The organism is Lutaonella thermophila (assembly GCF_055387725.1).
This window is the reverse complement of record NZ_AP043783.1, coordinates 858,319-880,364: the sequence shown is the minus strand read 5'-3', so window position 1 is coordinate 880,364 and position 22,046 is coordinate 858,319. Positions and strand designations below refer to the sequence as shown.

The 22,046-nt window shown below is 32.6% G+C and carries 22 protein-coding genes; 7 read left to right on the top strand and 15 right to left on the bottom strand.

Going from position 1 to position 22,046, the window contains the following annotated elements:
* The first annotated feature begins 137 nt into the window (after positions 1 to 137).
* Positions 138 to 2,576 (top strand): ATP-binding response regulator, encoded by a 2,439-nt coding sequence (locus ACZ5CF_RS03985; protein ID WP_464580526.1) that lies wholly within the window; start codon positions 138 to 140, stop codon positions 2,574 to 2,576.
* Between the two features lies 1 nt (position 2,577).
* Here the strand turns inward: ACZ5CF_RS03985 and ACZ5CF_RS03980 are convergent, their stop codons facing one another.
* The 7 genes from ACZ5CF_RS03980 to ACZ5CF_RS03950 form a co-directional block, all read right to left on the bottom strand.
* Positions 2,578 to 3,927 carry a sigma-54-dependent transcriptional regulator gene (locus ACZ5CF_RS03980; protein WP_464580525.1) on the bottom strand — a complete coding sequence of 450 codons (1,350 nt, stop codon included), beginning with the start codon at positions 3,925 to 3,927 and terminating at the stop codon, positions 2,578 to 2,580.
* 107 nt (positions 3,928 to 4,034) lie between these two features.
* Positions 4,035 to 4,340, bottom strand: coding sequence for a hypothetical protein (locus ACZ5CF_RS03975; protein WP_464580524.1), 306 nt, complete (start codon positions 4,338 to 4,340; stop codon positions 4,035 to 4,037).
* Positions 4,341 to 4,535: 195 nt separating this feature from the next.
* Positions 4,536 to 6,089: a DUF4301 family protein gene (locus ACZ5CF_RS03970; RefSeq protein WP_464580522.1), complete on the bottom strand. Its 1,554-nt coding sequence runs from the start codon at positions 6,087 to 6,089 to the stop codon at positions 4,536 to 4,538.
* Complete coding sequence (locus ACZ5CF_RS03965) at positions 6,079 to 6,660, bottom strand: AAA family ATPase (RefSeq protein WP_464580521.1); 582 nt, start codon at positions 6,658 to 6,660, stop codon at positions 6,079 to 6,081. The genes ACZ5CF_RS03970 and ACZ5CF_RS03965 overlap by 11 nt, the downstream gene beginning before the upstream one ends.
* Positions 6,621 to 7,253 carry a nicotinamide riboside transporter PnuC gene (gene pnuC, locus ACZ5CF_RS03960; RefSeq protein WP_464580520.1) on the bottom strand — a complete coding sequence of 211 codons (633 nt, stop codon included), beginning with the start codon at positions 7,251 to 7,253 and terminating at the stop codon, positions 6,621 to 6,623. The genes ACZ5CF_RS03965 and pnuC overlap by 40 nt, the downstream gene beginning before the upstream one ends.
* Positions 7,237 to 7,497, bottom strand: coding sequence for a hypothetical protein (locus tag ACZ5CF_RS03955; RefSeq protein WP_464580518.1), 261 nt, complete (start codon positions 7,495 to 7,497; stop codon positions 7,237 to 7,239). Before ACZ5CF_RS03955 ends, pnuC begins: the two co-directional genes overlap by 17 nt.
* Before the next feature lie 69 nt (positions 7,498 to 7,566).
* Entirely contained in the window at positions 7,567 to 8,196 is a 630-nt protein-coding gene (locus tag ACZ5CF_RS03950) for a 4'-phosphopantetheinyl transferase family protein (RefSeq protein WP_464580516.1), read from the bottom strand.
* 103 nt (positions 8,197 to 8,299) lie between these two features.
* On the opposite strand from ACZ5CF_RS03950, the gene ahcY reads away from it, so the two are divergent.
* Positions 8,300 to 9,616 carry an adenosylhomocysteinase gene (ahcY, locus tag ACZ5CF_RS03945; RefSeq protein WP_464580515.1) on the top strand — a complete coding sequence of 439 codons (1,317 nt, stop codon included), beginning with the start codon at positions 8,300 to 8,302 and terminating at the stop codon, positions 9,614 to 9,616.
* Between the two features lie 258 nt (positions 9,617 to 9,874).
* Here ahcY and rpmA read toward each other — a convergent pair whose 3' ends face one another.
* The 3 genes from rpmA to ACZ5CF_RS03930 form a co-directional block, all read right to left on the bottom strand.
* Positions 9,875 to 10,135 (bottom strand): 50S ribosomal protein L27, encoded by a 261-nt coding sequence (gene rpmA, locus ACZ5CF_RS03940; RefSeq protein WP_464580514.1) that lies wholly within the window; start codon positions 10,133 to 10,135, stop codon positions 9,875 to 9,877.
* A 26-nt stretch (positions 10,136 to 10,161) separates the two neighbouring features.
* The gene (gene rplU, locus ACZ5CF_RS03935; RefSeq protein WP_464580513.1) at positions 10,162 to 10,656 is read right to left on the bottom strand and encodes a 50S ribosomal protein L21; all 495 of its coding nucleotides are present in this window, start codon (positions 10,654 to 10,656) and stop codon (positions 10,162 to 10,164) included.
* A 110-nt stretch (positions 10,657 to 10,766) separates the two neighbouring features.
* On the bottom strand, positions 10,767 to 11,222 hold the full coding sequence (locus ACZ5CF_RS03930) for a DUF4199 domain-containing protein (RefSeq protein ID WP_464580512.1): 456 nt from the start codon (positions 11,220 to 11,222) through the stop codon (positions 10,767 to 10,769).
* 187 nt (positions 11,223 to 11,409) lie between these two features.
* On the opposite strand from ACZ5CF_RS03930, the gene ACZ5CF_RS03925 reads away from it, so the two are divergent.
* Both ACZ5CF_RS03925 and ACZ5CF_RS03920 read left to right on the top strand, forming a co-directional pair.
* Positions 11,410 to 12,729 (top strand): M16 family metallopeptidase, encoded by a 1,320-nt coding sequence (locus tag ACZ5CF_RS03925; RefSeq protein WP_464580511.1) that lies wholly within the window; start codon positions 11,410 to 11,412, stop codon positions 12,727 to 12,729.
* A gap of 16 nt (positions 12,730 to 12,745) precedes the next feature.
* Complete coding sequence (locus ACZ5CF_RS03920; protein WP_464580510.1) at positions 12,746 to 14,821, top strand: M16 family metallopeptidase; 2,076 nt, start codon at positions 12,746 to 12,748, stop codon at positions 14,819 to 14,821.
* 47 nt (positions 14,822 to 14,868) lie between these two features.
* On the opposite strand, the gene ACZ5CF_RS03915 is transcribed toward ACZ5CF_RS03920, so the two are convergent.
* Positions 14,869 to 15,744 carry a DMT family transporter gene (locus ACZ5CF_RS03915; protein ID WP_464580509.1) on the bottom strand — a complete coding sequence of 292 codons (876 nt, stop codon included), beginning with the start codon at positions 15,742 to 15,744 and terminating at the stop codon, positions 14,869 to 14,871.
* A gap of 103 nt (positions 15,745 to 15,847) precedes the next feature.
* Here ACZ5CF_RS03915 and ACZ5CF_RS03910 point away from each other — a divergent pair, with 103 nt between their 5' ends.
* Positions 15,848 to 16,342 carry a heavy-metal-associated domain-containing protein gene (locus ACZ5CF_RS03910; RefSeq protein ID WP_464580508.1) on the top strand — a complete coding sequence of 165 codons (495 nt, stop codon included), beginning with the start codon at positions 15,848 to 15,850 and terminating at the stop codon, positions 16,340 to 16,342.
* Between the two features lie 30 nt (positions 16,343 to 16,372).
* Here the strand turns inward: ACZ5CF_RS03910 and gldD are convergent, their stop codons facing one another.
* From gldD to mutY, 4 genes are read right to left on the bottom strand one after another with little or no spacing between them, the layout of a single operon-like run.
* Entirely contained in the window at positions 16,373 to 16,930 is a 558-nt protein-coding gene (gldD, locus tag ACZ5CF_RS03905) for a gliding motility lipoprotein GldD (RefSeq protein WP_464580506.1), read from the bottom strand.
* The gene (locus tag ACZ5CF_RS03900) at positions 16,927 to 18,240 is read right to left on the bottom strand and encodes a gliding motility-associated protein GldE (RefSeq protein WP_464580505.1); all 1,314 of its coding nucleotides are present in this window, start codon (positions 18,238 to 18,240) and stop codon (positions 16,927 to 16,929) included. Before ACZ5CF_RS03900 ends, gldD begins: the two co-directional genes overlap by 4 nt.
* A gap of 24 nt (positions 18,241 to 18,264) precedes the next feature.
* A complete protein-coding gene (locus tag ACZ5CF_RS03895) occupies positions 18,265 to 18,711 on the bottom strand; it encodes a single-stranded DNA-binding protein (protein ID WP_464580504.1) in 447 nt (148 codons plus the stop codon).
* A 47-nt stretch (positions 18,712 to 18,758) separates the two neighbouring features.
* Entirely contained in the window at positions 18,759 to 19,796 is a 1,038-nt protein-coding gene (gene mutY / locus ACZ5CF_RS03890) for an A/G-specific adenine glycosylase (RefSeq protein WP_464580502.1), read from the bottom strand.
* Between the two features lie 115 nt (positions 19,797 to 19,911).
* Here mutY and ACZ5CF_RS03885 point away from each other — a divergent pair, with 115 nt between their 5' ends.
* The gene (locus ACZ5CF_RS03885; RefSeq protein ID WP_464580829.1) at positions 19,912 to 20,229 is read left to right on the top strand and encodes an HU family DNA-binding protein; all 318 of its coding nucleotides are present in this window, start codon (positions 19,912 to 19,914) and stop codon (positions 20,227 to 20,229) included.
* A 257-nt stretch (positions 20,230 to 20,486) separates the two neighbouring features.
* Positions 20,487 to 22,031, top strand: coding sequence for an Rne/Rng family ribonuclease (locus ACZ5CF_RS03880; protein ID WP_464580501.1), 1,545 nt, complete (start codon positions 20,487 to 20,489; stop codon positions 22,029 to 22,031).
* Positions 22,032 to 22,046 lie beyond the last annotated feature (15 nt).

Genomic DNA, 22,046 nt, shown 5'->3' with positions numbered 1-22,046 from the left:
ACCCCTTATTGAGATGGTACAAAGTTACATTCTAGTTGTTTAAAAAATAACTTTTAATGAAATTTTTTTAAGCATCATAAAACAAAAAATTAATTTAGGCACGTAGTTTGTTTTGAATGCTTTTTTAAAACGATTGTATGAGTGTTTCTAAACAAAAAATAACAGCAAAAATTGTTGCTAGCTACTTAATTATTGTAGCGTTTGCTTTTGGAGTAGGGTACATTGTTTTTAGAGAAATTGAAAGTTTTACAACTCTTCAAAAAAACCAAATAACAGATCAGCAAAAAATTTTAAAAATTAGTCATTTACTTAGTCTTTTGTATGAAAATGACGGGGTTGCTAGAAGCGCCATACAATCTAAATCATGGGATTCGTTTGTAAATTATTCTAAAAAGAACGATAGTTTATTGCAAAAAATAGATTCTTTAAAAATACTGTTAAGCTCGTATAAACAACCGCATCTTTTAGATAGTGTTAAAACGTTACTTTTAGAAAAACAGAAAAATATACACGCTCTTAAAACTTTAAAATCTCAAAATCATTATAAGCTATATACAGCTATTGCATTAGCTAAGCTTCAAAATTTAGAAGCTTCGTTAGGCAGGCTAACACTAGGAGATTTCGTGAAAGACCCAACCAAATTAAACCCATCAACTAAAAAAGTGCTAAAAAAATATGTTGATTATTTAAATGAAAATGCCTTTAAAGATAATCGTACCGTATCTAAAGAAACATTAGATTCCATCTTTAAAGCTTCAACAAAGGTATTAGAGGATTTACAAACTAACACTAATAAACAGCAAACCTCTTTACTAAAAAAGGAGAAAAAGCTTGCTGAAAATGATTTGTTAATCTCTCAGCAAATCAGAAAAATATTGTCTAAAATAGAATCAGATACTGCCCAACATACTCAGCAGCTATCTCAACAATATCGAAATGCAATAGATAAAAGCAGAAAAATAATATTATTGGCTGCATTGGCTGGATTTGTAATGATTGTAATATTCTCTATTATAATATTAAGCGATTTTTGGGAAACGCAACGTTTTAGATTGCAATTAGAGCGTGCCAATACAAAAGCTAACATGTTACTTAAAAGCAGAGAGCATTTAATTAATATGGTTAGTCACGATTTGCGTTCGCCTTTAAGCACAGTGATTGGTTATAGTGAATTGCTTGAAAACACACTTACAAACACAAAAAGCATTCATTACGCTAATAAAATTAAAAGTGCTTCGGCTTACATTAACCGTTTAGTAGAAGACCTTTTGGAGTATTCAAAAATAGAATCAGGAAATATTACTGTAGATAAGGTAAGTTTTAATTTTAAAACCCTCCTGGAAGACACAACTCAAAGCATACATGAACAGTATAGTGAAAAACCTATTAAGTTAGTTTTAGAGATTGATGATAAGTTAGAAGAAAACATTGTTAGTGACCCGTTTAGAATTAGACAACTAATAACTAATTTGGTTAGCAATGCCTTTAAATTTACTGATGAAGGGGTTGTGAAAATCAGCGCGCGTTTAAATAATAATGATAGCTCCAAGAATAACGAACTAATTCTCTCTGTTTCTGATACTGGAATTGGAATCGCGAAAGAAAAACAACATTTAATTTTTAAAGAGTTTACTCAACTAAATAACACTAAAATCACTTCATCAGGGTTTGGTTTAGGATTAGCCATTTCAAAGAAAATTGTCGCCTTTTTAGAAGGTTCTCTCACTTTTAAAAGTCAAGCAGGTAAAGGAACCTGTTTTGTACTTGCTTTGCCTATTACCCTTGCAGAAAACAATAATTCTAAGCTTAAAGGCTCTCCTTTAAAACAGCCCCCTAAAACATTACATGCCATTGTAATTGATGATGATGATACTCTTAGAGAGTTAATTATAATTACCCTTACTAACATTGGTTTTAAAGCTAAGGGATTTAAGAGTGCCTCTAAAGTTTTAGAAAAAATAAACAATCTTACTTTTGATTGTATTGTAACAGACATTCAGTTACCGGAAATGAATGGCTTTAGGTTTATTGAATTATTAAAAAAACATTCTGGCTACAAAGCGCAACCAGTAATAGCAATAACAGGACGCAAAGATTTAGATACTTCACATTATCTTGACAATGGGTTTAATGCAGTTATATTTAAACCTTTTACACCTTTTGAGTTAACAGACTTGTTTTCCAATTTGTTTATAAATAATATCCCAAAACCAATCATAAATACATTTTCTCCTAATAAAGAATCTCCTCTTTATGATTTAAAAGACTTACAATCATTTGTGGGTAACAATCAATCATTAAAATCTATTATTAGTGTTTTTATTGACGACACTCACAAAAATATTTTTTTACTAAAAAAATATGTTGCAGACCATAATGTAGAAGGTATAAATCAAATAAGCCATAAAATGCTTACTATGTTTTTACAAATAAATGCTCATACAATAACACCTGTTTTAAAAGAATTAGAATGTGTAAATTCTATTAATAATACAGTATTAAAGCAAAAAATAGAATTTCTAAATAACGAAATAAACAAGGTTGTAGTAGCTCTTAAAAAAACCTACTCCTTATAAATTAATATTCATTTATACTGTATTCTTTTAGTTTATTATACAATGTTTTACGAGTAATTTTAAGCAGTCTAGCTGCTTGAGTTTTGTTAAAATTAGTTTCTTTTAATGCCTTAATAATTAATTCTTTTTCGTTTTCTTTTTTTGAAAATTCTTTTTGTTTAATCTCTAAGGAAGTTAAAATTTCGTTTGGTAAAACTTCTGGAGTAATAACATCTGTTTGTGTTAATAAAACAGCTCTTTTAATTACATTCGAAAATTCTCTTAAATTTCCAGGCCAATTATATTTTTGGAATATATCTACTACCTCATCAGAAAACCCGATTATTTGTTTCGTTAACTGTTTATTAGATTTTTCTAAAAAATAATCTGCAAAAATTAAAAGATCTTCTTTTCTTTCAGCCAAACTTGGTGTTCTAACAGAAAACTCGTTAAGTCTATGGTATAAATCTTCTCTAAACTTTCCTTGCTCAACAGCTTTTTGCAAATCTTCATTAGTAGCCGTAATTAGCCTAACATCTACATCAATTTCTTTATTACTCCCAATACGCTTAATTTTTCGCTCTTGAAGCGCTCTAAGTAATTTTATTTGATTTTCGTATGATAAATTTCCTACTTCATCTAAAAATAATGTCCCCCCATTTGCTGCTTCAAAGTGACCGATCTTATCTGAAAAAGCTCCGGTAAAAGAGCCTTTTACATGACCAAAAAACTCACTTGCGGCTATTTCTTTAGGAATAGCACCACAATCTACAGCTATAAAGGGTTTATTGCTTCTATTGCTCTGAAAGTGTATTGCTTGAGCAACAACTTCTTTGCCCGAACCACTTTCTCCTGTAATTAGCACAGAAAGATCTGTTGGTGCTACCAAATTTATGTACTCATTAAGCTTTTTCGAAGCTGTACTAATTCCAACTATATAGTTGTCTTCTCTTGTATTTGTGGGTTTTTGTATATTTTGTTGTTGTACTTGTTTAGATACTTTTTTAGTTTTATTAGAGTCAAGCACATTATTTATAACCGTTAATACATTTTCTTGGTTAAAAGGCTTAGAAATATAATCAAAAGCACCTAGTTTCATTGCCTTTACGGCTGTTGGAACTTCTGCATAGCTTGTCATAACAACCACAGGTAATTGCAGTGCTCTTTCTTGAACTATTTTTAGCAAATCAAGTCCACTTCCATTAGGAAATCTTAGGTCTGTAAACACAATATTATAGTTATTTTGCTCTAATTTATTTAAAGCTTTTTCTAATGAATGTGATACATGAACGTTATAATTATTGCGCTTTAAAAAACGCTCCAAAACTCTAGAAAAGCTTACGTCGTCTTCAACTATGAGTATTGATATCATACACTAATTACGATATATATCACCGATAAAGATGTTAAGAGTTTTAAAAAATAAAAAAGGGATGCCAAATAAGCATCCCTAAAAACCGCTATTGAAAACCTAACTAACTACATCTCAAGCCAGTTCCCTTCTTCATCAGCATAAAGAGTTTGAGTTGCACCGTTAACACTCACCTCTAATTTATATTCGTTGTTTTCGTTTATGTAAGCCTTTTCTACTTTTGCGCTGGGAAAGTCTCTTTGCAAAGCGTCGGTTACAGCTGTAGGTAATTGATCTGGACTGATTTCTTTAAATTCTGATTGCTCAACAGTTATTATTTCATCCATAATGCCGTCATGAATAATAATTGGTGTTACAGCAAATGTGGTAAAAGTTCCAAAGGCTAATGCAGATGCTAATACAAACTTTTTCATAATTAATTGTTTTTTAATTGTTACACATATTTTTTAATGTCAATTATTATATTGAAAAGTTTGTGCCATTATACTACAAAATTAACAATACCAGCATAAATTGCTGATTTTCAGTTGTTTATAATATTTAAGAGAAGCCTCTAAATTGTGTATAGTTGTGTAAAAAGTTATAGCTCTTGTGTAAAATTTACACAACTAACTACTGATTTGATGCGCTGGCTTTAATAAATCGGTTACTGTTTTAACCGGATTAAAAGTATGTAAAGGCACTTCTACAAAAATGGTGTTCCAGTTAGCCATAGCGCCATTCCAAAGTCCGGGCAGCTCTAATGCTTTAAGTGGTTTCCCCTCCTTTGTTTTTTGAGTTATAAAGGCTTGCGAAGCATCAACAAAATCTAACAAATTATATTTTTCTCCTTTGTAGTTTTTTACTCCACAAACAATATCTACAGGGTTAAAATGTGTTGCTGTACTAAGTATCTCTTTTTGTTGTTGATTTGATTTATCTATTTGAGCAGATTCAACTATTTGAAGTGAAATGTTGCCCTTTTTATCTTTTATCCAGAAAGGACCACCTCCCGGCTCACCTTCATTTTTAACCATCCCACAAACTCTAATAGGCCTGTTTAATTTTGCTTTTATAATATTTATTTGCTCATTAAACGTTTTAGCATTAAAATCTTCAGAGAATTTTACATTTAAATCGTTCTCTAAAAATAGTTTTATCTCTTGAACTTGCTCATTAGTAATGGATTGAGCATCTAACAGCTTAGCATATGCAAATACTTTTTCTTGTATAGCTAACAACAAGCCTGCTAGCATTTTTTTTGCATCTGCAATTGCATCATGTTGTTTTTTAACAACCACATTATCTATATTTTTTATAAAAACAATGTCGGCATCTTGATCGTTTAAATTTTCAATCAAAGCTCCGTGTCCGGATGGTCTAAAAAGTAATGTGTTGTCTGGGTTTCTAAACGGTGTGTTATCTAAATTAACTGCAATAGTATCTGTAGCTTGCTTCTGAAAAGAAAACGAAACATTAAAATCTACTCCGGTAATCTCTTTTACTTTAGGCAAAATCTCTTTTAGTTTTGCCAAAAAAGCATCTTTATGTTCTTCTGAGATTGTAAAATGTAAATTAGCTTTATTGTTAGCTTCACTATACAAAGCTGCTTCAAACAAATGCTCTTCTAATGCTGTTGCATAATGCGTTTTGTAATTATGAAACGGCAACAGTCCTTTAGGAAAACTCCCAAAATTAGCTCCTTCAGGAAGCAGCATCTCTTTTACAAAAACAACTTTTTGCTGATTGTCATCTAAGGTATCAAATGCTATATTTTTATGCTTTAGGTTGTTAATAATGATGTTGTAAAAAGGCAACTTATCTAAAGCTGTAAAAAACAATGATAGTGATAAAGCTTTAGTTTTATTTACGTACGCATTAAACGTTTCTGACTCTGGATTAAAATTATTTAAAAACAAAAAAAGCTCTTTAAACATTCGGGTTGCAGCCCCCGATGCCGGTACAAATTTTAACAGCTTTAATTTATCTTTTTTAGTGTTAAAATTGGTTATGTAATGTGCTTTCTCTTGTTCTGATAATTGCTTAATACCATTACCAACAGTAGCAGATTGCACTAGTTTAACAGCCGGAATGCCTTTTTTAAAAACTTCTATTTGCTGTTTAACCTGCTCTACAGTTATATTTTTTTCTTCTATTTGTTTTAAGTCTGATTTAGAAAACATGTTCCTTTTTGGCTTTTAACAAACTATCTATATGTTTTACGGCCTCTTGTAATCTTGTTTTTTTATCTCCTTTTAATAACACATAAGGCCTATTGTACTTCTCTAAAGCGTTTTTAAAACACGCAAACATTTGTTCTCTCTCATTAGGCTTATCGCGTAAATCATCTTTTTCCCAAGGTACATCTATATAGGTTAAAAAATACAAATCGTATGTGTTTTGTAAGGCATATTTTTCTAACTCAGAATCACAATATCCTAAATAATATGCCTCAGAATACACTTTGGTTTCTAAAAGATCTGTATCGCAAATTAAAACATCTGTTGCTTTTGTTGTAAGTTCGTTTTCTAATTTAATTTGACCTTCGGCAATGGGTAACAAATCTTTAGGTTCGCAAGTTTTTCGCTCGTTATTCCATTTGTTTTGTAAATATTCTCGAGCGTATTCAGGTACCCAAACTGTATTATAATGTCTGGCTAATTGTTGAGAAAGTGTAGTTTTCCCGGTAGATTCCGGACCAAAAAGTACAACCTTTATGATGTTACTTGGTTGTTGTTTAAGAGACGATTCCATTCTTTATATCCTTGTACTGCAATTATCGTAAAAATTAAATATTGAAAACTTGTAAAAGTTAGCCCCTTGTAAAAATACAAAGGTACCGAGATTATATCGCCAATAATCCAAAAGATCCAGTTTTCTATTTTTCTTCTGGCCATTAACCACATTCCCACAAAGAAAATTGCAGTTGTTAGTGTGTCTACATAAGCTGTCCACCCGTTCCATTTATCAAAAACAGTGTAAACTGCAAATACAAAAATTAGTGTGAGCACAAAAATTGCAATTGCTATATTTTTTTCTTTAAGGGTTATTTTACTAATAGGCGTATACTTTGTTAAATCTACTTTTCTTGTCCAAACATACCATCCATAAACACTCATAACAAAGTAGTATCCGTTTATCATCATATCACCCAGCAGTTCCCATTTAAGTAATAAATACACAAAAATTGCTGTGCTTATCATTCCGGTTGGGTAAACCCAAATATTATTTTTTTTAGCAAACCAAACGCTTAAAAAACCAAAAATTACAGCTACAATTTCTAAGACAATATCTATAGTTTGGTAGGTGCTGTATTGCCCAAAAAAGAAATCAAAAAGCTGGTTCATAATCACTTCTGTCTGATTTCACAATTTTCACAAAAATAAGTCCGCTTTCAATCAAAGAAAACACATCTTTTATCTCTTTGGTGAGCAAATTCATAACCTTATCGTAATCACCATAAACTTGTGTGCTTAACGGATTTTCTTTTACAACTAACCCGGAAGCTCTAAGTTTTTTTATGAATTCAATAATGGGTGGCTCAAAATTATCTTGAAGAGGGGATAAGGTGAGTTCTACAGAGATTTTCATGTCTTGAAAAATTTTACCTACAAAGGTGCTTAAATTTTATGGGTTATGGGCTCCTTTGTAGGTAAAATTTTATTGTGGGTAGCCATAAGCACAAGTATACCCATCAAATTCCAGAAAATGCAGCTTATACTTGGTTAGTTTTCCTTTATAAATTATGTGCCCGGTTGTTTTACCATCGTTAAATTCAAAATCCTGAATATCTATGTGTTGTAAAAAAGATAATCCGGGTTGTGCATAAAGCTTGTAGAGCGACTCTTTAGTACACCAAATAATAGTGAGTTTTCTAACCAATGCTTCAAAATTTGCTAATGATTTGTAAGATCTGAATGTGGTGAACTTATGAGCAATTTTTACAATTTTATCACGCTGTTTTTCTATATCTATCCCTACCGGATTAGTACTAACAATAATTGCGGTAAAACTAAATGAGTGGGTTATAGAAATATATTTATTATCTGTTAAGTGAGGTTTCCCTAACTCATCGTAATACAAATCAGAGGGTTGGTAACCTGCCTCTTTTAATAGATGTCTGATGCTTATAAAACCTCTTCTGTGAATTTCAGATTTCATGCTGTTAATTCGCTTTAAACAAGCATCAGATAGTGTTACACCTTGTTTTAGTGTTTCTTCTGATTCTTCTATTTTCCAGATGTAAACTGTAATGTCCGGATTAACTGTTATAGTTTTGTAAAGAGGCATTAATAGTAAAAGTTATTACGTAACTTTGCAGCTACAAAATTGATTGTACAAAAGTTACAAAATTTTGTATTTTTTGTTTAACGAAAGTAAAAATAAAAAACATATGAGTACAAAAACAATTCCCTATGTGCCTTATAAAGTAAAAGATATTACATTGGCAGACTGGGGAAGAAAAGAAATTGAGTTAGCAGAAGCAGAAATGCCGGGCTTAATGGCATTACGTGAAGAATACAAAGACCAGCAACCTTTAAAAGGAGCTCGTATTGCAGGATGCTTGCACATGACCATTCAGACTGCTGTACTTATAGAAACTTTAGTTGCCTTAGGCGCAGAAGTATCTTGGAGCTCGTGCAATATATTCTCTACACAAGATCATGCAGCAGCAGCTATTGCAGCAGCCGGGATTCCTGTTTATGCATGGAAAGGAATGACCGAAGAGGAATTTGATTGGTGTATAGAGCAAACATTATTTTTTGGAGAAGAGCGTAAACCACTTAACATGATATTAGATGATGGTGGCGATCTTACCAATATGGTATTAGACAAATATCCTGAGTTGGCTGCCGGAATTAAAGGAATCTCTGAAGAAACCACTACCGGAGTTCACCGTTTATACGAAAGAATGAAAAACGGTACGCTACCAATGCCAGCAATTAATGTTAATGACTCGGTTACCAAAAGTAAATTTGACAATAAATACGGTTGTAGAGAAAGTGCTGTAGATGCCATTAGAAGAGCAACCGATGTTATGTTAGCCGGTAAGAGAGTAGTTGTTTGTGGTTATGGTGATGTTGGTAAAGGTACTGCAGCATCGTTTAGAGGTGCCGGTGCCATTGTTACAGTTACAGAAATAGATCCTATTTGTGCACTACAAGCAGCTATGGATGGTTACGAAGTTAAACGTCTGGACACTGTTGTTGGTAATGCCGATATTGTTATAACTACAACAGGAAATAAAGATATTGTAGTTGGGCGTCATTTTGAAAAAATGAAAGATAAAACCATAGTGTGTAACATTGGTCATTTTGATAATGAAATTGATGTTGCTTGGTTAAATAAAAACTATGGTGATACCAAAGTTGAAATTAAACCACAAGTAGATAAGTATACCGTTAACGGGAAAGACATTATTTTACTTGCAGAAGGTAGATTAGTTAACTTAGGTTGTGCTACCGGTCACCCGAGCTTTGTTATGAGTAACTCGTTTACTAACCAAACTTTGGCTCAGATAGAACTTTGGAATAATAGCGATAAATACGAAAATAAAGTTTATATGCTTCCAAAGCATTTAGACGAAAAAGTAGCCAGATTACATTTAGCTAAAATTGGGGTTGAATTAGAAACGCTTACACCAGAACAAGCAGATTATATTGGAGTAAAAGTAGAAGGCCCATTTAAGCCGGATTATTATAGATACTAAAGATTATAAAAATCTAAATAAAAATTTAAATTATCTTACAAATAAAAAGGGCGGAAAATCTCCGCCCTTTTTGCCCCAAATCTTACCATGAACTTAACCTACTTATGCTATGGTATACACCAAAAGTAGCATATAATTCATTCAAAAAAAAAATATTTAGACTAAAAATCAGTTTTTTAGGATAAAAAACAACATAAAAAAACCCTCAACAACTTAGTTGCTGAAGGCTTAGAAAATATTGTTAAAAAAATACTAAAATTACGCTTCGAAAGGAACTACAGAAACGTAAGATTTGTTGTTTTTCTTTCTTTCAAATTTCACAATACCATCTACTTTGGCATGTAAAGTATGGTCTTTACCCATGTAAACATTTTCACCTGGGTGGTGCGCCGTACCACGCTGTCTAACAATTATGTTTCCGGCAATAGCGGCTTGGCCACCAAAAATCTTAACACCTAAGCGTTTCGATTCTGATTCTCTACCGTTTTTCGAGCTACCAACTCCTTTTTTATGTGCCATTGTACTCTGTTTTTAATCTTTTAAACTTATTTACTAAGTGCAGCAATTAAATCTGCTTTTTTCATAGAAGAGATTCCTTCTATACCTTTAGCTTTAGCCATTTCTTTTAATTCGGCTACTGTTAATTTGCTTAAATCTTCTGTAGCTTCTTTTTTAGCTTCTGCTTTAGGCGTTTCTTTAGCTGCTTTTTTGGTTGTTTTTTTTGCTCCAGAAGTTGCTATATTCTCAATAACAATTTCTGTTAACAATTGACGATGACCGTTTTTTACTCGGTATCCTTTACGTCTTTTTTTCTTGAAAACAATTACTTTGTCTCCTTTAAGGTGTTTTAAGACTTTAGCCTCAACTGTGGCTCCGTCTATAGCCGGGGCGCCAATGGTAATGTCTCCACCGTTGTCTACCAATAAAACATTATCGAAAGTAACTTTCTTACCTTCTTCGGTAGCCAAACGGTTCACAAAAACCTTTTGGTCTTTTGCAACTTTAAACTGCTGCCCTGCTATCTCTACAATTGCATACATAGCGTAACGCGTTTAATTAATTATTAGTTATACTTATAATCCGCCAAATCTGTTTAAGGCGGGTGCAAATATACTGCTAATTAGTTAAACTACAAATGTTTTTATGGTTTCTACGCAGTGTTTTTTGAGAGATTTTGAGTGTTTTTAAACTTTTGCATAAATGTAAGTGCTAAAACTACACTAGATGCAAGCCCCTCTACAGTAATAACAAACAACAAGATTCCTGGCCCTTGCTTATATTCTGTAAGCCATTTATCCATAATTCCTTCGGCAAAAGAAGGATCTAAATGATACATATATACAGCCATAAATCCAACAAAAATAACAGTGGCAAGAGCTCCTGTATAAACACCGGTTCTAAATCCGTTATAATAATCAAAAGTTTTGCCTTCTAAGGTTTTTCTTAATCTGATAGCTGCAAAAATTCCGTACCCAACTATTAACCCGTTTAATAGCCTTAACCAAACATTTTCGTGCGCTCCAAAAAGCTTAACAATCAAAAAATAAGCAATCAAAACTATGCCTGTAACTAAGCCATATCTTAAATGTATTTTAGAGGGATTCATAATTATAGGGTATTGGTTTGCGTGTGTTTAAATTACAAAAAAGATTTTTAAAAAAATTGTAACATTTAAGATTTTGTGCTGTTTAAGAATTTTACTACTTTTCAGGAATTATAAATTTTGGCTAAACTATTTAAACAAATAGCTTAACAATTAATCACTTAACGCTATTTACTAATTACACTTTGCTATGAAAAAAATTATGTTTTCTTTGGGCTTACTACTTTCGTTTAGTTTGCATGCCCAACAAGTTACTTTTGAAGAGTACGATCTTGAAAATGGGTTGCATGTAATTTTACATCAAGACAATGCAGCTCCTGTAGTAACCACCTCTGTTATGTACCATGTTGGTGCAAAAGACGAAGAACCCGGAAGAACGGGTTTTGCTCACTTTTTTGAACACTTATTATTTGAAGGGACTAAAAATATTGAGCGTGGTAAATGGTTTGAAATAGTTTCTGCTCATGGAGGTAGTAACAATGCAAATACTACTCAAGACAGAACGTACTATTACGAAACGTTTCCGTCTAACAATCTAGAATTAGGTTTATGGATGGAGAGCGAAAGAATGTTGCACCCGGTAATTAACGAAATTGGTGTTAAAACACAGAATGAAGTTGTAAAAGAAGAAAAAAGACAACGTATAGATAATGCTCCTTACGGCAAAATTATATACAGAACCGGTGTAAATAAATATCTATTTAATAAGCACCCATATGGGCTATCGGTTATTGGAAGCATGGAAGATTTAGATGCGGCTTCGTTAGAAGAATTTATTGCATTTAATCAAAAATATTACAATCCTAACAATGCAGTCTTGGTAGTGGCCGGCGATATTGATATTGCCAAAACCAAAGAAATGATTAACAAATACTTTGGTTCTATTCCAAATAACGGACCTAAAATTGTTAGAAACAAAATTCTTGAAGACCCTATAACCGAAACTATAAAAGCTACAGAATACGATAGCAATATTCAAATTCCGTTAAAGGCTTTAGCCTACAGAACTCCAAGTTTAAAAGAGCGTGATTCTTATGTGTTAGATTATATCTCTACCATATTAACGGGTGGTAAAAGTTCTCGTTTATACAAAAAAATGGTTGATGAGAAAAAAATGGCTTTACAAGTAATTGCCTTTAATGATGCTATGGAAGATTACGGCACTTACATTATGGCTGCATTACCTTTAGGTGATGTGTCGTTAGATGATTTAATGAAGGAAATGGACGAAGAAATTGAAAAACTACAAACCGAATTGATTTCTGAAGATGAGCTTCAAAAACTACACAATAAGTTTGAAAATCAATTTGTTAACTCTAACAACAGCATGCAAGGTATTGCAAACTCATTAGCAAGGTATTACATGCTATATGGCGACACTAATTTAATTAACAAAGAAATAGAGATTTACCACTCTATTACCCGCGAAGAAATCCAGCGTGTAGCAAAAAAACACCTAAACAAAAACCAAAGGTTAGAGTTAGATTACTTACCAGAACCTTCTAAATAATTTTAAACTAATTATCATGAAATCAAAATTCATTCTATTCATATTAGCATTTGTTACATTACTTGGTGCTCAAGCTCAAGTAGATCGTTCTAAAATGCCAGAACCAGGCCCAACGCCTACAATTAATTTAGGAAAACCCTATACATTTAAATTAGACAACGGACTTACGGTTTTAGTTGTAGAAGACCATAAACTACCCAGAGTATCGGTTAGTATTTCTATAGATAACCCTCCCTATCCTGAAAAAGACAAAGCAGGTTTATCGAGTTTAGTGTCTGCCATGTTAGGAAACGGAACAAAAAACATGAGCAAAGAAGCCTTTAACGAAGAGGTAGATTACATGGGAGCTACTATATTTTTCGGTTCGGAAAGTGCATTTGCTCAAGGATTATCTAAATACACTCCGAGAATTATTGAACTTTTAGCAGACGGTGCTTTAAATCCGTTGTTTACTGAAGAAGATTTAGAAACAGAGAAAAAGAAACTTATAGAAAATATTAAAAGCGGTGAAAATAGTGCTGCAGCAGTAGCTTCAAGAGTTAGAAACGTTTTAGCATATGGCACAAATCATCCGTATGGAGAATACATAACAGAAGAAACCGTAAACAACATAACTTTAGATGATATTAAAAATCACTACTCAAATTTCTTTGTGCCCAGCAATGCTTATATGGTTATAAGTGGTGATGTAACCACAGAAGCTGCAAAAAAACTTATAGAAGAAAATTTTGGTAGCTGGTTACCAGGTAAAGCTCCGGCAGTTAGTTTACCAAAGGTAGAAGATGCCCAATACAGACAGATTAATTTTGTTGATATGCCTAATGCCGTACAGTCTGAATTAGCCGTGATGAATACTGTTAATTTAAAAATGGCAGACGAAGATCATCATGCGGCTTTAGTGGCTAATTATATTTTAGGAGGTGCTTTTGGCAGCTACCTTAATATGAATTTAAGAGAAAAACACGGTTTTACCTATGGTGCTCGTTCATCATTAGGAAGAAACAAAAACTCTACAACCACTTTTAGAGCAACTACTAAAGTTAGAAATGCAGTTACAGATAGTGCTGTTGTAGAAATGCTAAAAGAAATTAAGCGCATTCGTGTAGAACCAGTTTCTGATGAAGATTTAGCAAATGCTAAAGCAAAGTTTTTAGGCAACTTTATAATGGCATTAGAAAACCCCAGAACCGTAGCTGATTACTCCATAAATATTAAAACAGAAAATCTTCCGGAAGATTTTTACAAAAATTTTATTGCAAAAATTAATGCAGTTACAAAAGAAGACGTTCAACGTGTAGCTAACAAATACTTTAAGTTAGACAAAGCCAGAATAGTAGTTGTAGGTAAAGGAAAAGATGTTCTTGAAGGGTTAGAAAACATAACCTTTGAAGGTAAAAAAATACCTGTTCTTTATTTTGATAAATACGGAAACCCTGTAGAGCGTCCGGATTATACTTCTACTATGCCCGAAGGAGTAACCGCAAAAGATGTTTTACAAAAATATATTGATGCTATTGGAGGCACAGAAAAACTTAAAGGTGTAAATACTCTTTCTGTTAAAGCTGAAGGCAGCATGCAAGGAATGACCTTAAACCTTGAAATTAAAAACACTAAAGACAATAAGTTTTATCAAAATGTTTTAATGATGGGCAACTCTGTTAGCAAACAAGTTTTTGACGGAGAAAAAGGATACATGGTTGCTCAAGGTCAAAAAATAGAGCTTAAAGAAGAGCAAATAAACGATATTAAAGCATCTGCTGCTCCTTTCCCAGAGTTAAACCTATTGAGTAGTGATGCCATTTCTTTAGAGGGTGTTGAAGATGTAAACGGTAAAAAATCGTATGCTGTAAAAATTTCCGATAAGGTTACTTTATATTTTGATGTAGAAAGCGGATTAAAAACGCAACAAGTAACCACCGTTAAAATGCAAGGAATGGAAATGAAACAAGCTTTACGTTACGATAACTATAAAGAAGTTTCGGGTATTCTTTTCCCATTTGCATACATACAAAGCATGGGGCCTCAAAATATAGAGTTTACCGTAACCGAAATTCAAGTTAACGAAGGGGTAACCGAAGAAGATTTTAAATAATCCTTAATTTCTATAATTAAAAAGCAGCACTAACTGTGCTGCTTTTTTTATGGTTTTCGCCTATTAGCTAAATACACTCCAAGTAATATAATTACTCCTCCTAATAATTGATAAATGCTTAGTTTTTCTCCATCTAAAATGCCCCAAAAAATTGCAACTAAGGGCATTGTATAGGTTACAGAAGCTGCAAAAACCGGGCTAGATACTTTAATTAATTGATTAAAAAGCACTTTAGCGATTGCCGTCCCGAATAACGATAATACAATTACAAAAAGCATTGCCTTTTGCATAGAAGGCGACTGTAAAACAACAGTAAAAAACCCGGTAAAATAAAGTACTATTAAAGCAGGTGCTATAATAAAAACAAAATTTCCAAAAGCAACACTAAGTGCGCTTAAGTGCGAAAGTTTTTGCTTTATAATATTTATATTTAATGCATATCCAACAGATGAAACTATAATTAAAGAGCTATACCAATAATTCTGATCGGTATTAAACTCTGCTCCTTTAACAATCAATAAAATTGTACCAATTAAACCAACAATAACACCTAAAATTTGTCTTTTTGTAAAAAAAACTCCAAAAAGTAAAATTCCTACCAATAGTGTATTTAATGGTGTTAACGAGTTTAAAATTGAAGTTATAGCGCTATCTATCTCTGTTTGAGCAAAGGCAAACAAAAAGGCCGGAAAAAATGAACCGAGAAAACCAGATAAGGCTACCCATTTCCAATCATTCTTTTCAATCTCTTTAAGTGTATTAACTCCAACAAAAGCTAAAAAAACCGTAGTAAAAACAATACGGAGTGCCCCTACCTGAAAAGCTGTCAAGCCAATAAGTGCTTTTTTTATTAATATAAAAGAGCTTCCCCAAATTAACGAAAGCACCGCCAAATACAACCATTTAGTGTTATTAGAAGCCATTAATTTAACTTTGCGACTGCAAATGTGCTGTTTTTTATGATTTTTTTAGGACTATTATTACTTATTTTTGCAATAGTTATATAAACACAAATTATACTTGCTTATGAAATTTACTTTTACTATGGTTTTGGCTTGCTTGCTTTTTATTGGTTGCAAAGACAACCAACAAGCCGAAGTTAAAACTGTTGCTGTAGAGACTACTGCTACAAAAAAAGACCCTAATGCTACTTACGCCAAAGCAGAATTTAGTATAGATGGTATGACCTGTGCCATTGGATGCGCAGCAACCATTCAGAAAAACTTAAATAAAAAAGACGGTGTTGCTTTTGCTAAAGTAGATTTTGACAAGAAATTAGCAATGGTAGAATACAATGAGCAAAAGCTCTCTTTAGAAGATATTGCTACTGCTGTTGTTGAAGTTTCAGACACCTATACTGTTTCTGATTTAAAAAACGTTGAAGCTTTCTCTACAGCTAAAAACAAAAAAGAAGCTAGCAAAGAAGATTGTAAAAAAGATTGCTGTAAAAAAGAGGCTGAAAAAACAGCTGAAAACTGCGAGGAAAATTGTAAAAAACCTTGTTGTAACAAAAAAGCTTAAAAATTAAAGCCCTCTGTTTGAGGGCTTTTTTTATTCTTTCCAGGAAATTGTTTCTATTATTTTTCTAATGTCATTTTTTAAGTAATCTGCAGCCGGTAAAATAGAATCGTAATTAGGTTTGGCATAAAAGTATAACGATCCTGTTACAAAATGATGCAAGCTATCTGTAACATAAAACTGTGATTGCGAAGCTGCATTTCCTCCTACTTCGTAAAACATTCCATAAACCTTATCTGTATTGTTTATAAAAGGCTGTTCGGTAATATTATCTGCTTTTATAGTATGCTCAAAAGTTAATTTTTGGGCATCTCTTAACAAGGTTTCTAAATTATTATTTACTGGCTTATAAGTAAGATAAATAGCAGCCTTCATAAAAGGGTAATGTAATTGCATATTGCAAGCAGAATCTAAAGAAAGTTTAGCCAATGTATTTTTTTTAAAAGTGTAAGAACACGGCAATACTGTATCTGTATATTTTGCTTTTGGATAAGACAACCTAAGCATAGCTTTAGGTTTTGGCACTGTGTTAGTGTTGCAGCTTATTGTTGCTAAAGCTAAAGCAAGTATAATAAGGTTGTTTATTTTCATTCTTTTGGAAGGGTTACTTTTATTTGTTTAAGGCGTTTTTTATCTAAGGCTTCTATTGTAAAAGTGTAGTTGTTAAAAACAATTTTTTCTCCTTTTTTGGGGAAGCTTCCTGCAATTTCTAGTACTAAACCGGCAATAGTTTCAGATTCACCTTTTTGCTCTTCAAAAATACTTTCGTTTTCAATTTTAATTACTCTGTAAAAGTCTTTTAAATTAGTTTTTCCTTCAAAAACGTAATTATACTCATCTAATTTAGAGAATATTAAATCGTCGTCATCAAATTCATCGCTAATATCACCTACAATTTCTTCTAAAATATCTTCTAAAGTAACCAACCCAGAGGTTCCGCCGTATTCATCTACTACTAAAGCTAAATGGTTTTTCATTTCTTGAAACTCCTTTAGCAAATCGTCTAATTTTTTGTTTTCAGGTACAAAATAGGCTTCCCTAACCAGTTTTGTCCAATCAAAACTCTTTCTATCTATGTAAGGCAACAAATCTTTTATATATAATATTCCGGTAATATTATCCATATTGTCTCTATACACCGGAATTCTAGAATATCCGTTTTTTATAATAGCATCTATAACCTCTTGAAACTTCATGTCTTCATTTAAGGCAAAAATGTCTATTCTTGGACGCATTACTTGTCTGGTGTCTGTATTACCAAACGAGACAATTCCTTGAAGAATTTTTTGTTCTTCTTTAGTGGTATCTTCTTCTGATGTAAGCTCTAATGCATGCGAAAGCTGATCAACAGATATATTTGTTTTTTGCCTTCCTAACTTATCTTGTAAAAATAGTGTTACCGATCTCATGGGAGAGCTTAACGGGGTAAAGAAAACATCTAACATTCTTAACGGATATGCCATAAATCTGGCAAAAGTTACTTTGTTTCTGTTAGCATATATTTTAGGGATTATTTCTCCGAACATTAAAATTAAAAAGGTTACTACAACAACTTCTAAAATAAAGCGTAAAAACCCTTCTTGAATACTTCCAAAAAGCACTTCGCTAAGTGAGCTGAACAGCAAAACAATAGCTATATTAATAAAATTGTTAGCCACCAAAATAGTGGCAAGCAGCTTTTTAGGTTTATCTAATAAATTGGCAATTATTAGGCCTTTAGTAGTTTTAGATTCTAACTCTTGATTGATATCTGTTTGCGATAGCGAAAACATAGCTACTTCTGCTCCAGAAATTAAAGCAGAGCACATAAGTAGCAAGAAAAACACAACAAACTTGATGATGGTTAATCCATCGAGTTCCATAAACCACGCTATGTATAAACTGGAAGGTTCTGGGTCCAATGCATTAATTTTGGTTAGACATCATTAAAATGGCAAATCGTCATCTTCTTCTACAGCCGAGTTTGCCTGTGGTTCTACATTAGGTTTTGGCTCTTCTTGTTTAGGCTGTGTTGGCTGAGCCATTTCTTTATTGGGTTTATCTGTTAAAAACGTAAAATCGGTTACATGAATTTCTGTAGAATATCTTGTAGTACCATCGTCTGCCTGCCATTGTCTGGTTTTTATTCTTCCTTCAACGTAAACTCTATCTCCTTTTTTAAGGTATTTTTCGCAAATTTCTGCAGCTTTGTTTCTAACAACAATATTGTGCCATTCTGTATTGGTTACACGTTCTTGTGTTTGTTTATTTACATAAGTTTCGTTAGTAGCCAACGGAAATCTCCCTATACAATTTCTATCATCAAAATAGTGTAGTTTTACATCGTCTCCTAAATGGCCAATTAACATTACTTTATTTAGTGTTCCACTCATATTTTCTTTTGTTCTATTATATCAAATGTACTAAAATTATAGTACTTCTAAAAACCAAAATCTTCTATAAAATTTGCTATTAAAACAGGAACAGCATAGCTTTTAATTTCTTGCCATGAAATTCCGTTGGCTAATTCTTTTTGCAAATGTACAACCCAAAAAGTTGTATGTAAATGCTGATGTGATAATTTATGTACTATGGGCTCTTTATTAAATTGATAAATTTTTGCTCCGTTTAAATTTAAATTAAGTTGTAACGCATGCTCTTGAGCCTCTTTTAACGAAATGGTTGATACGGTTTCTACTAACGGAAACTCATATAACTTATACCAAATTCCTTTTTGTTTTCTTTGTTGTAATATGGTTTTGTTTGCAGAATCTACAGGCACAAAATAATTAAAATACCTGGGCGTAACTTTTGCTTTTTTTTGTTTAACCGGTAGCTTATTCACCATCTTATCGGCAAGTGCTTTACAGCTGGTTTTAAGTACACAATCTGTACAATTAGGGTTTTTAGGTGTACACTGCCGTGCTCCAAACTCCATTATGGCTTGGTTATATGTTGCAGGGTCTTTACTATCTATAACCTCTTGTGCTAATGTTTTAAAATATTTTTGCCCTTCTGTTGAGTTTATTGGAATGGAAACTCCAAAGTATCTAGCTAAAACACGATATACATTACCATCTACAACTGCTTTAGGTTCATTAAAACAAATTGAAGCTATGGCACTGGCTGTATAATCACCAACTCCTTTTAACTTTATAAGGTCTTTATAAGTGTCTGGGAAAACACCTTTTTTATTAAATGCAATTTCTTTTGCAGTAGCATGTAAGTTTCTGGCTCTTGAGTAATACCCAAGCCCTTGCCACAATTTTAAAACAGTATCTTCTGATGCGTTTGCAAGGTCAAAAACAGTAGGAAAAGCTTCTATAAACTTTAAATAATAAGGTAATCCTTGTGCTACTCTAGTTTGTTGTAGCATTATCTCTGAAAGCCATATTTTATAGGGGTTTTTAGTCTCTCTCCAAGGTAAATTACGCTTGTTTTTTTGGTACCAATTAATAAGTGTTTTAGAAAAAACCATTCTAAATGAAATAATTACCAACCTTTACAAGTTATATAGTTAAAATTAAGTTCTTTAGCGAATAACTTGTGTAATTAATTTATATATTTGCAACCCCTAAAAATATAATAGTTAAATAAAACAACAAGAAAAAATGACGAAAGCAGATATCGTAGCGAGAATTTCAGAAAAGCTTGGCATGGAGAAAGGAGATGTTCAAGCAACTGTTGAATCGTTTATGGAAGAAGTTAAGAGCTCGTTGGAAAGTGGTGACAACGTGTATTTAAGAGGTTTTGGAAGCTTTATTATTAAAACCAGAGCAGAGAAAACCGGTAGAAACATTTCTAAAAATACTACCATAAAAATACCTGCTCACAACATTCCTGCTTTTAAACCTGCTAAAGTGTTTGTAGAGAGCGTAAAAACAAATGTAGAAGTTAAAGAAACTAAGTAATTATTAATTTAAAAATATACACTCATGCCAAGTGGTAAGAAAAGAAAAAGACATAAGGTAGCCACGCACAAGCGTAAAAAAAGAAGAAGAGCTAACCGCCACAAGAAAAAGTAGTTAGTACAACTACTTTTTCTTTTTAACGTTCATTGAAATAGAAACTTTAAAAAGTTTCGCCGGGTCGTAAAAAACCTGTGAAAATATTGTTTAATCCATCTATCCCTCACCTTTTGTTTGGGGTGGATAAAAATTGATTCAGAGTGAATAAAGAATTAATTGTAAGAGCTGGTTCCTCTGACGTTGATTTTGCCTTATTAAAAGATGGAAAACTAATAGAATTACACAAGGAAGAAGATAGTAGCGACTTTAATGTAGGCGATATCTTATTAGCTAAAGTACGCAAGCCAGTTTCCGGTTTAAATGCTGCTTTTGTTAATGTTGGATATGATAAAGATGCCTTTTTACATTATCATGATTTAGGTCCGCAATTATCTACCTTGTTAAAATTCGTAAAACGTGTAAGCACAGGTAAACTAAAAGATTACTCATTAAAAAACTTCCCTTTTGAGGAAGACATAGACAAGAATGGCAATATAAACGATGTTTTAAAAGCCAATCAGTCTATACTGGTACAAATAGTAAAAGAGCCTATATCTACCAAAGGACCCAGAATAAGCTCAGAGCTTTCTATTCCGGGTAGATACATTGTTTTAGTACCTTTTTCTGAACGTGTTTCTGTTTCGCAAAAAATAGAAAGCAAAGAAGAAAAAGATCGCTTAAAACGATTGGTGAAAAGCATTAAACCAAAAGGCTTTGGTATAATTGTTCGTACCGTAGCAGAAGGCAAAAAAGTTGCAGAACTAGACAAAGATCTTCAGCACTTATTGTCTCGCTGGAATAACATGTGTAAAAAATTATATAAAGCGCCTCATCCGTCTAAAGTATTAAGCGAATTAAATAGAGCTTCCTCTATTTTACGAGACGTTTTTAACGATACCTTTACCGGAATTCATGTAGACGATGAAACGCTTTACTACCAAATAAAAGATTATTTGCAAAACATTGCACCCGAGAAAGAATCTATCGTTAAACTATACGAATCTTCAATCCCTATTTTTGAGAAGTTTGGTATAGAAAGACAAATTAAAACTTCTTTTGGCAAAACAGTATCTATGAGTAAGGGTGCGTATTTGGTAATAGAACATACCGAAGCCCTTCATGTAATAGATGTAAATAGCGGAAACCGATCTAACAAAGCAAAAAATCAAGAAGAAACAGCGTTAGAGGTTAATTTGTTGGCCGCTACAGAAATTGCCAGACAGTTACGCCTAAGAGATATGGGCGGAATTATTGTGGTTGATTTTATAGATATGGTTAATCCTGAAAACAGGAAAACACTATACAACCACCTAAAAGAAGAAATGAAAGACGACAGAGCCAAACATAAAATATTACCTCCCAGCAAGTTTGGCCTTGTTCAGATTACAAGACAACGTGTTAGACCAGAGATGAACATTAAAACCCGCGAAGAAAACCCAAGCGGAAACGGAGAGATTGAAGCTCCGATTGTCTTAATCCAAAAAATAAGTGCAGATTTAGACAGAATTATTAAAAACAATGAGCACAAAAAAGGAATTGTACTAAACGCGCATCCTTTTATTGCTGCTTACCTTACTAAAGGTTTTCCATCTATACGTTCTAAATGGTTTTTAGAATATAAAAAATGGGTAAAAGTTTTACCACGCGATGCTTACACATACTTAGAATACCGTTTTAAAGATAAAACTGGTAAAATTCTAAACTAATATATAAAGCCACAA

Excerpts from the sequence above, each read along its gene's own strand:
- ACZ5CF_RS03985 (WP_464580526.1), top strand. The coding sequence starts at position 138 with ATGAGTGTTTCTAAACAAAAAATAACAGCAAAAATTGTTGCTAGCTAC.
- ACZ5CF_RS03980 (WP_464580525.1), bottom strand. The coding sequence starts at position 3,927 with ATGATATCAATACTCATAGTTGAAGACGACGTAAGCTTTTCTAGAGTT.
- ACZ5CF_RS03975 (WP_464580524.1), bottom strand. The coding sequence starts at position 4,340 with ATGAAAAAGTTTGTATTAGCATCTGCATTAGCCTTTGGAACTTTTACC.
- ACZ5CF_RS03970 (WP_464580522.1), bottom strand. The coding sequence starts at position 6,089 with ATGTTTTCTAAATCAGACTTAAAACAAATAGAAGAAAAAAATATAACT.
- ACZ5CF_RS03965 (WP_464580521.1), bottom strand. The coding sequence starts at position 6,660 with ATGGAATCGTCTCTTAAACAACAACCAAGTAACATCATAAAGGTTGTA.
- pnuC (WP_464580520.1), bottom strand. The coding sequence starts at position 7,253 with ATGAACCAGCTTTTTGATTTCTTTTTTGGGCAATACAGCACCTACCAA.
- ACZ5CF_RS03955 (WP_464580518.1), bottom strand. The coding sequence starts at position 7,497 with ATGAAAATCTCTGTAGAACTCACCTTATCCCCTCTTCAAGATAATTTT.
- ACZ5CF_RS03950 (WP_464580516.1), bottom strand. The coding sequence starts at position 8,196 with ATGCCTCTTTACAAAACTATAACAGTTAATCCGGACATTACAGTTTAC.
- ahcY (WP_464580515.1), top strand. The coding sequence starts at position 8,300 with ATGAGTACAAAAACAATTCCCTATGTGCCTTATAAAGTAAAAGATATT.
- rpmA (WP_464580514.1), bottom strand. The coding sequence starts at position 10,135 with ATGGCACATAAAAAAGGAGTTGGTAGCTCGAAAAACGGTAGAGAATCA.
- rplU (WP_464580513.1), bottom strand. The coding sequence starts at position 10,656 with ATGTATGCAATTGTAGAGATAGCAGGGCAGCAGTTTAAAGTTGCAAAA.
- ACZ5CF_RS03930 (WP_464580512.1), bottom strand. The coding sequence starts at position 11,222 with ATGAATCCCTCTAAAATACATTTAAGATATGGCTTAGTTACAGGCATA.
- ACZ5CF_RS03925 (WP_464580511.1), top strand. The coding sequence starts at position 11,410 with ATGAAAAAAATTATGTTTTCTTTGGGCTTACTACTTTCGTTTAGTTTG.
- ACZ5CF_RS03920 (WP_464580510.1), top strand. The coding sequence starts at position 12,746 with ATGAAATCAAAATTCATTCTATTCATATTAGCATTTGTTACATTACTT.
- ACZ5CF_RS03915 (WP_464580509.1), bottom strand. The coding sequence starts at position 15,744 with ATGGCTTCTAATAACACTAAATGGTTGTATTTGGCGGTGCTTTCGTTA.
- ACZ5CF_RS03910 (WP_464580508.1), top strand. The coding sequence starts at position 15,848 with ATGAAATTTACTTTTACTATGGTTTTGGCTTGCTTGCTTTTTATTGGT.
- gldD (WP_464580506.1), bottom strand. The coding sequence starts at position 16,930 with ATGAAAATAAACAACCTTATTATACTTGCTTTAGCTTTAGCAACAATA.
- ACZ5CF_RS03895 (WP_464580504.1), bottom strand. The coding sequence starts at position 18,711 with ATGAGTGGAACACTAAATAAAGTAATGTTAATTGGCCATTTAGGAGAC.
- mutY (WP_464580502.1), bottom strand. The coding sequence starts at position 19,796 with ATGGTTTTTTCTAAAACACTTATTAATTGGTACCAAAAAAACAAGCGT.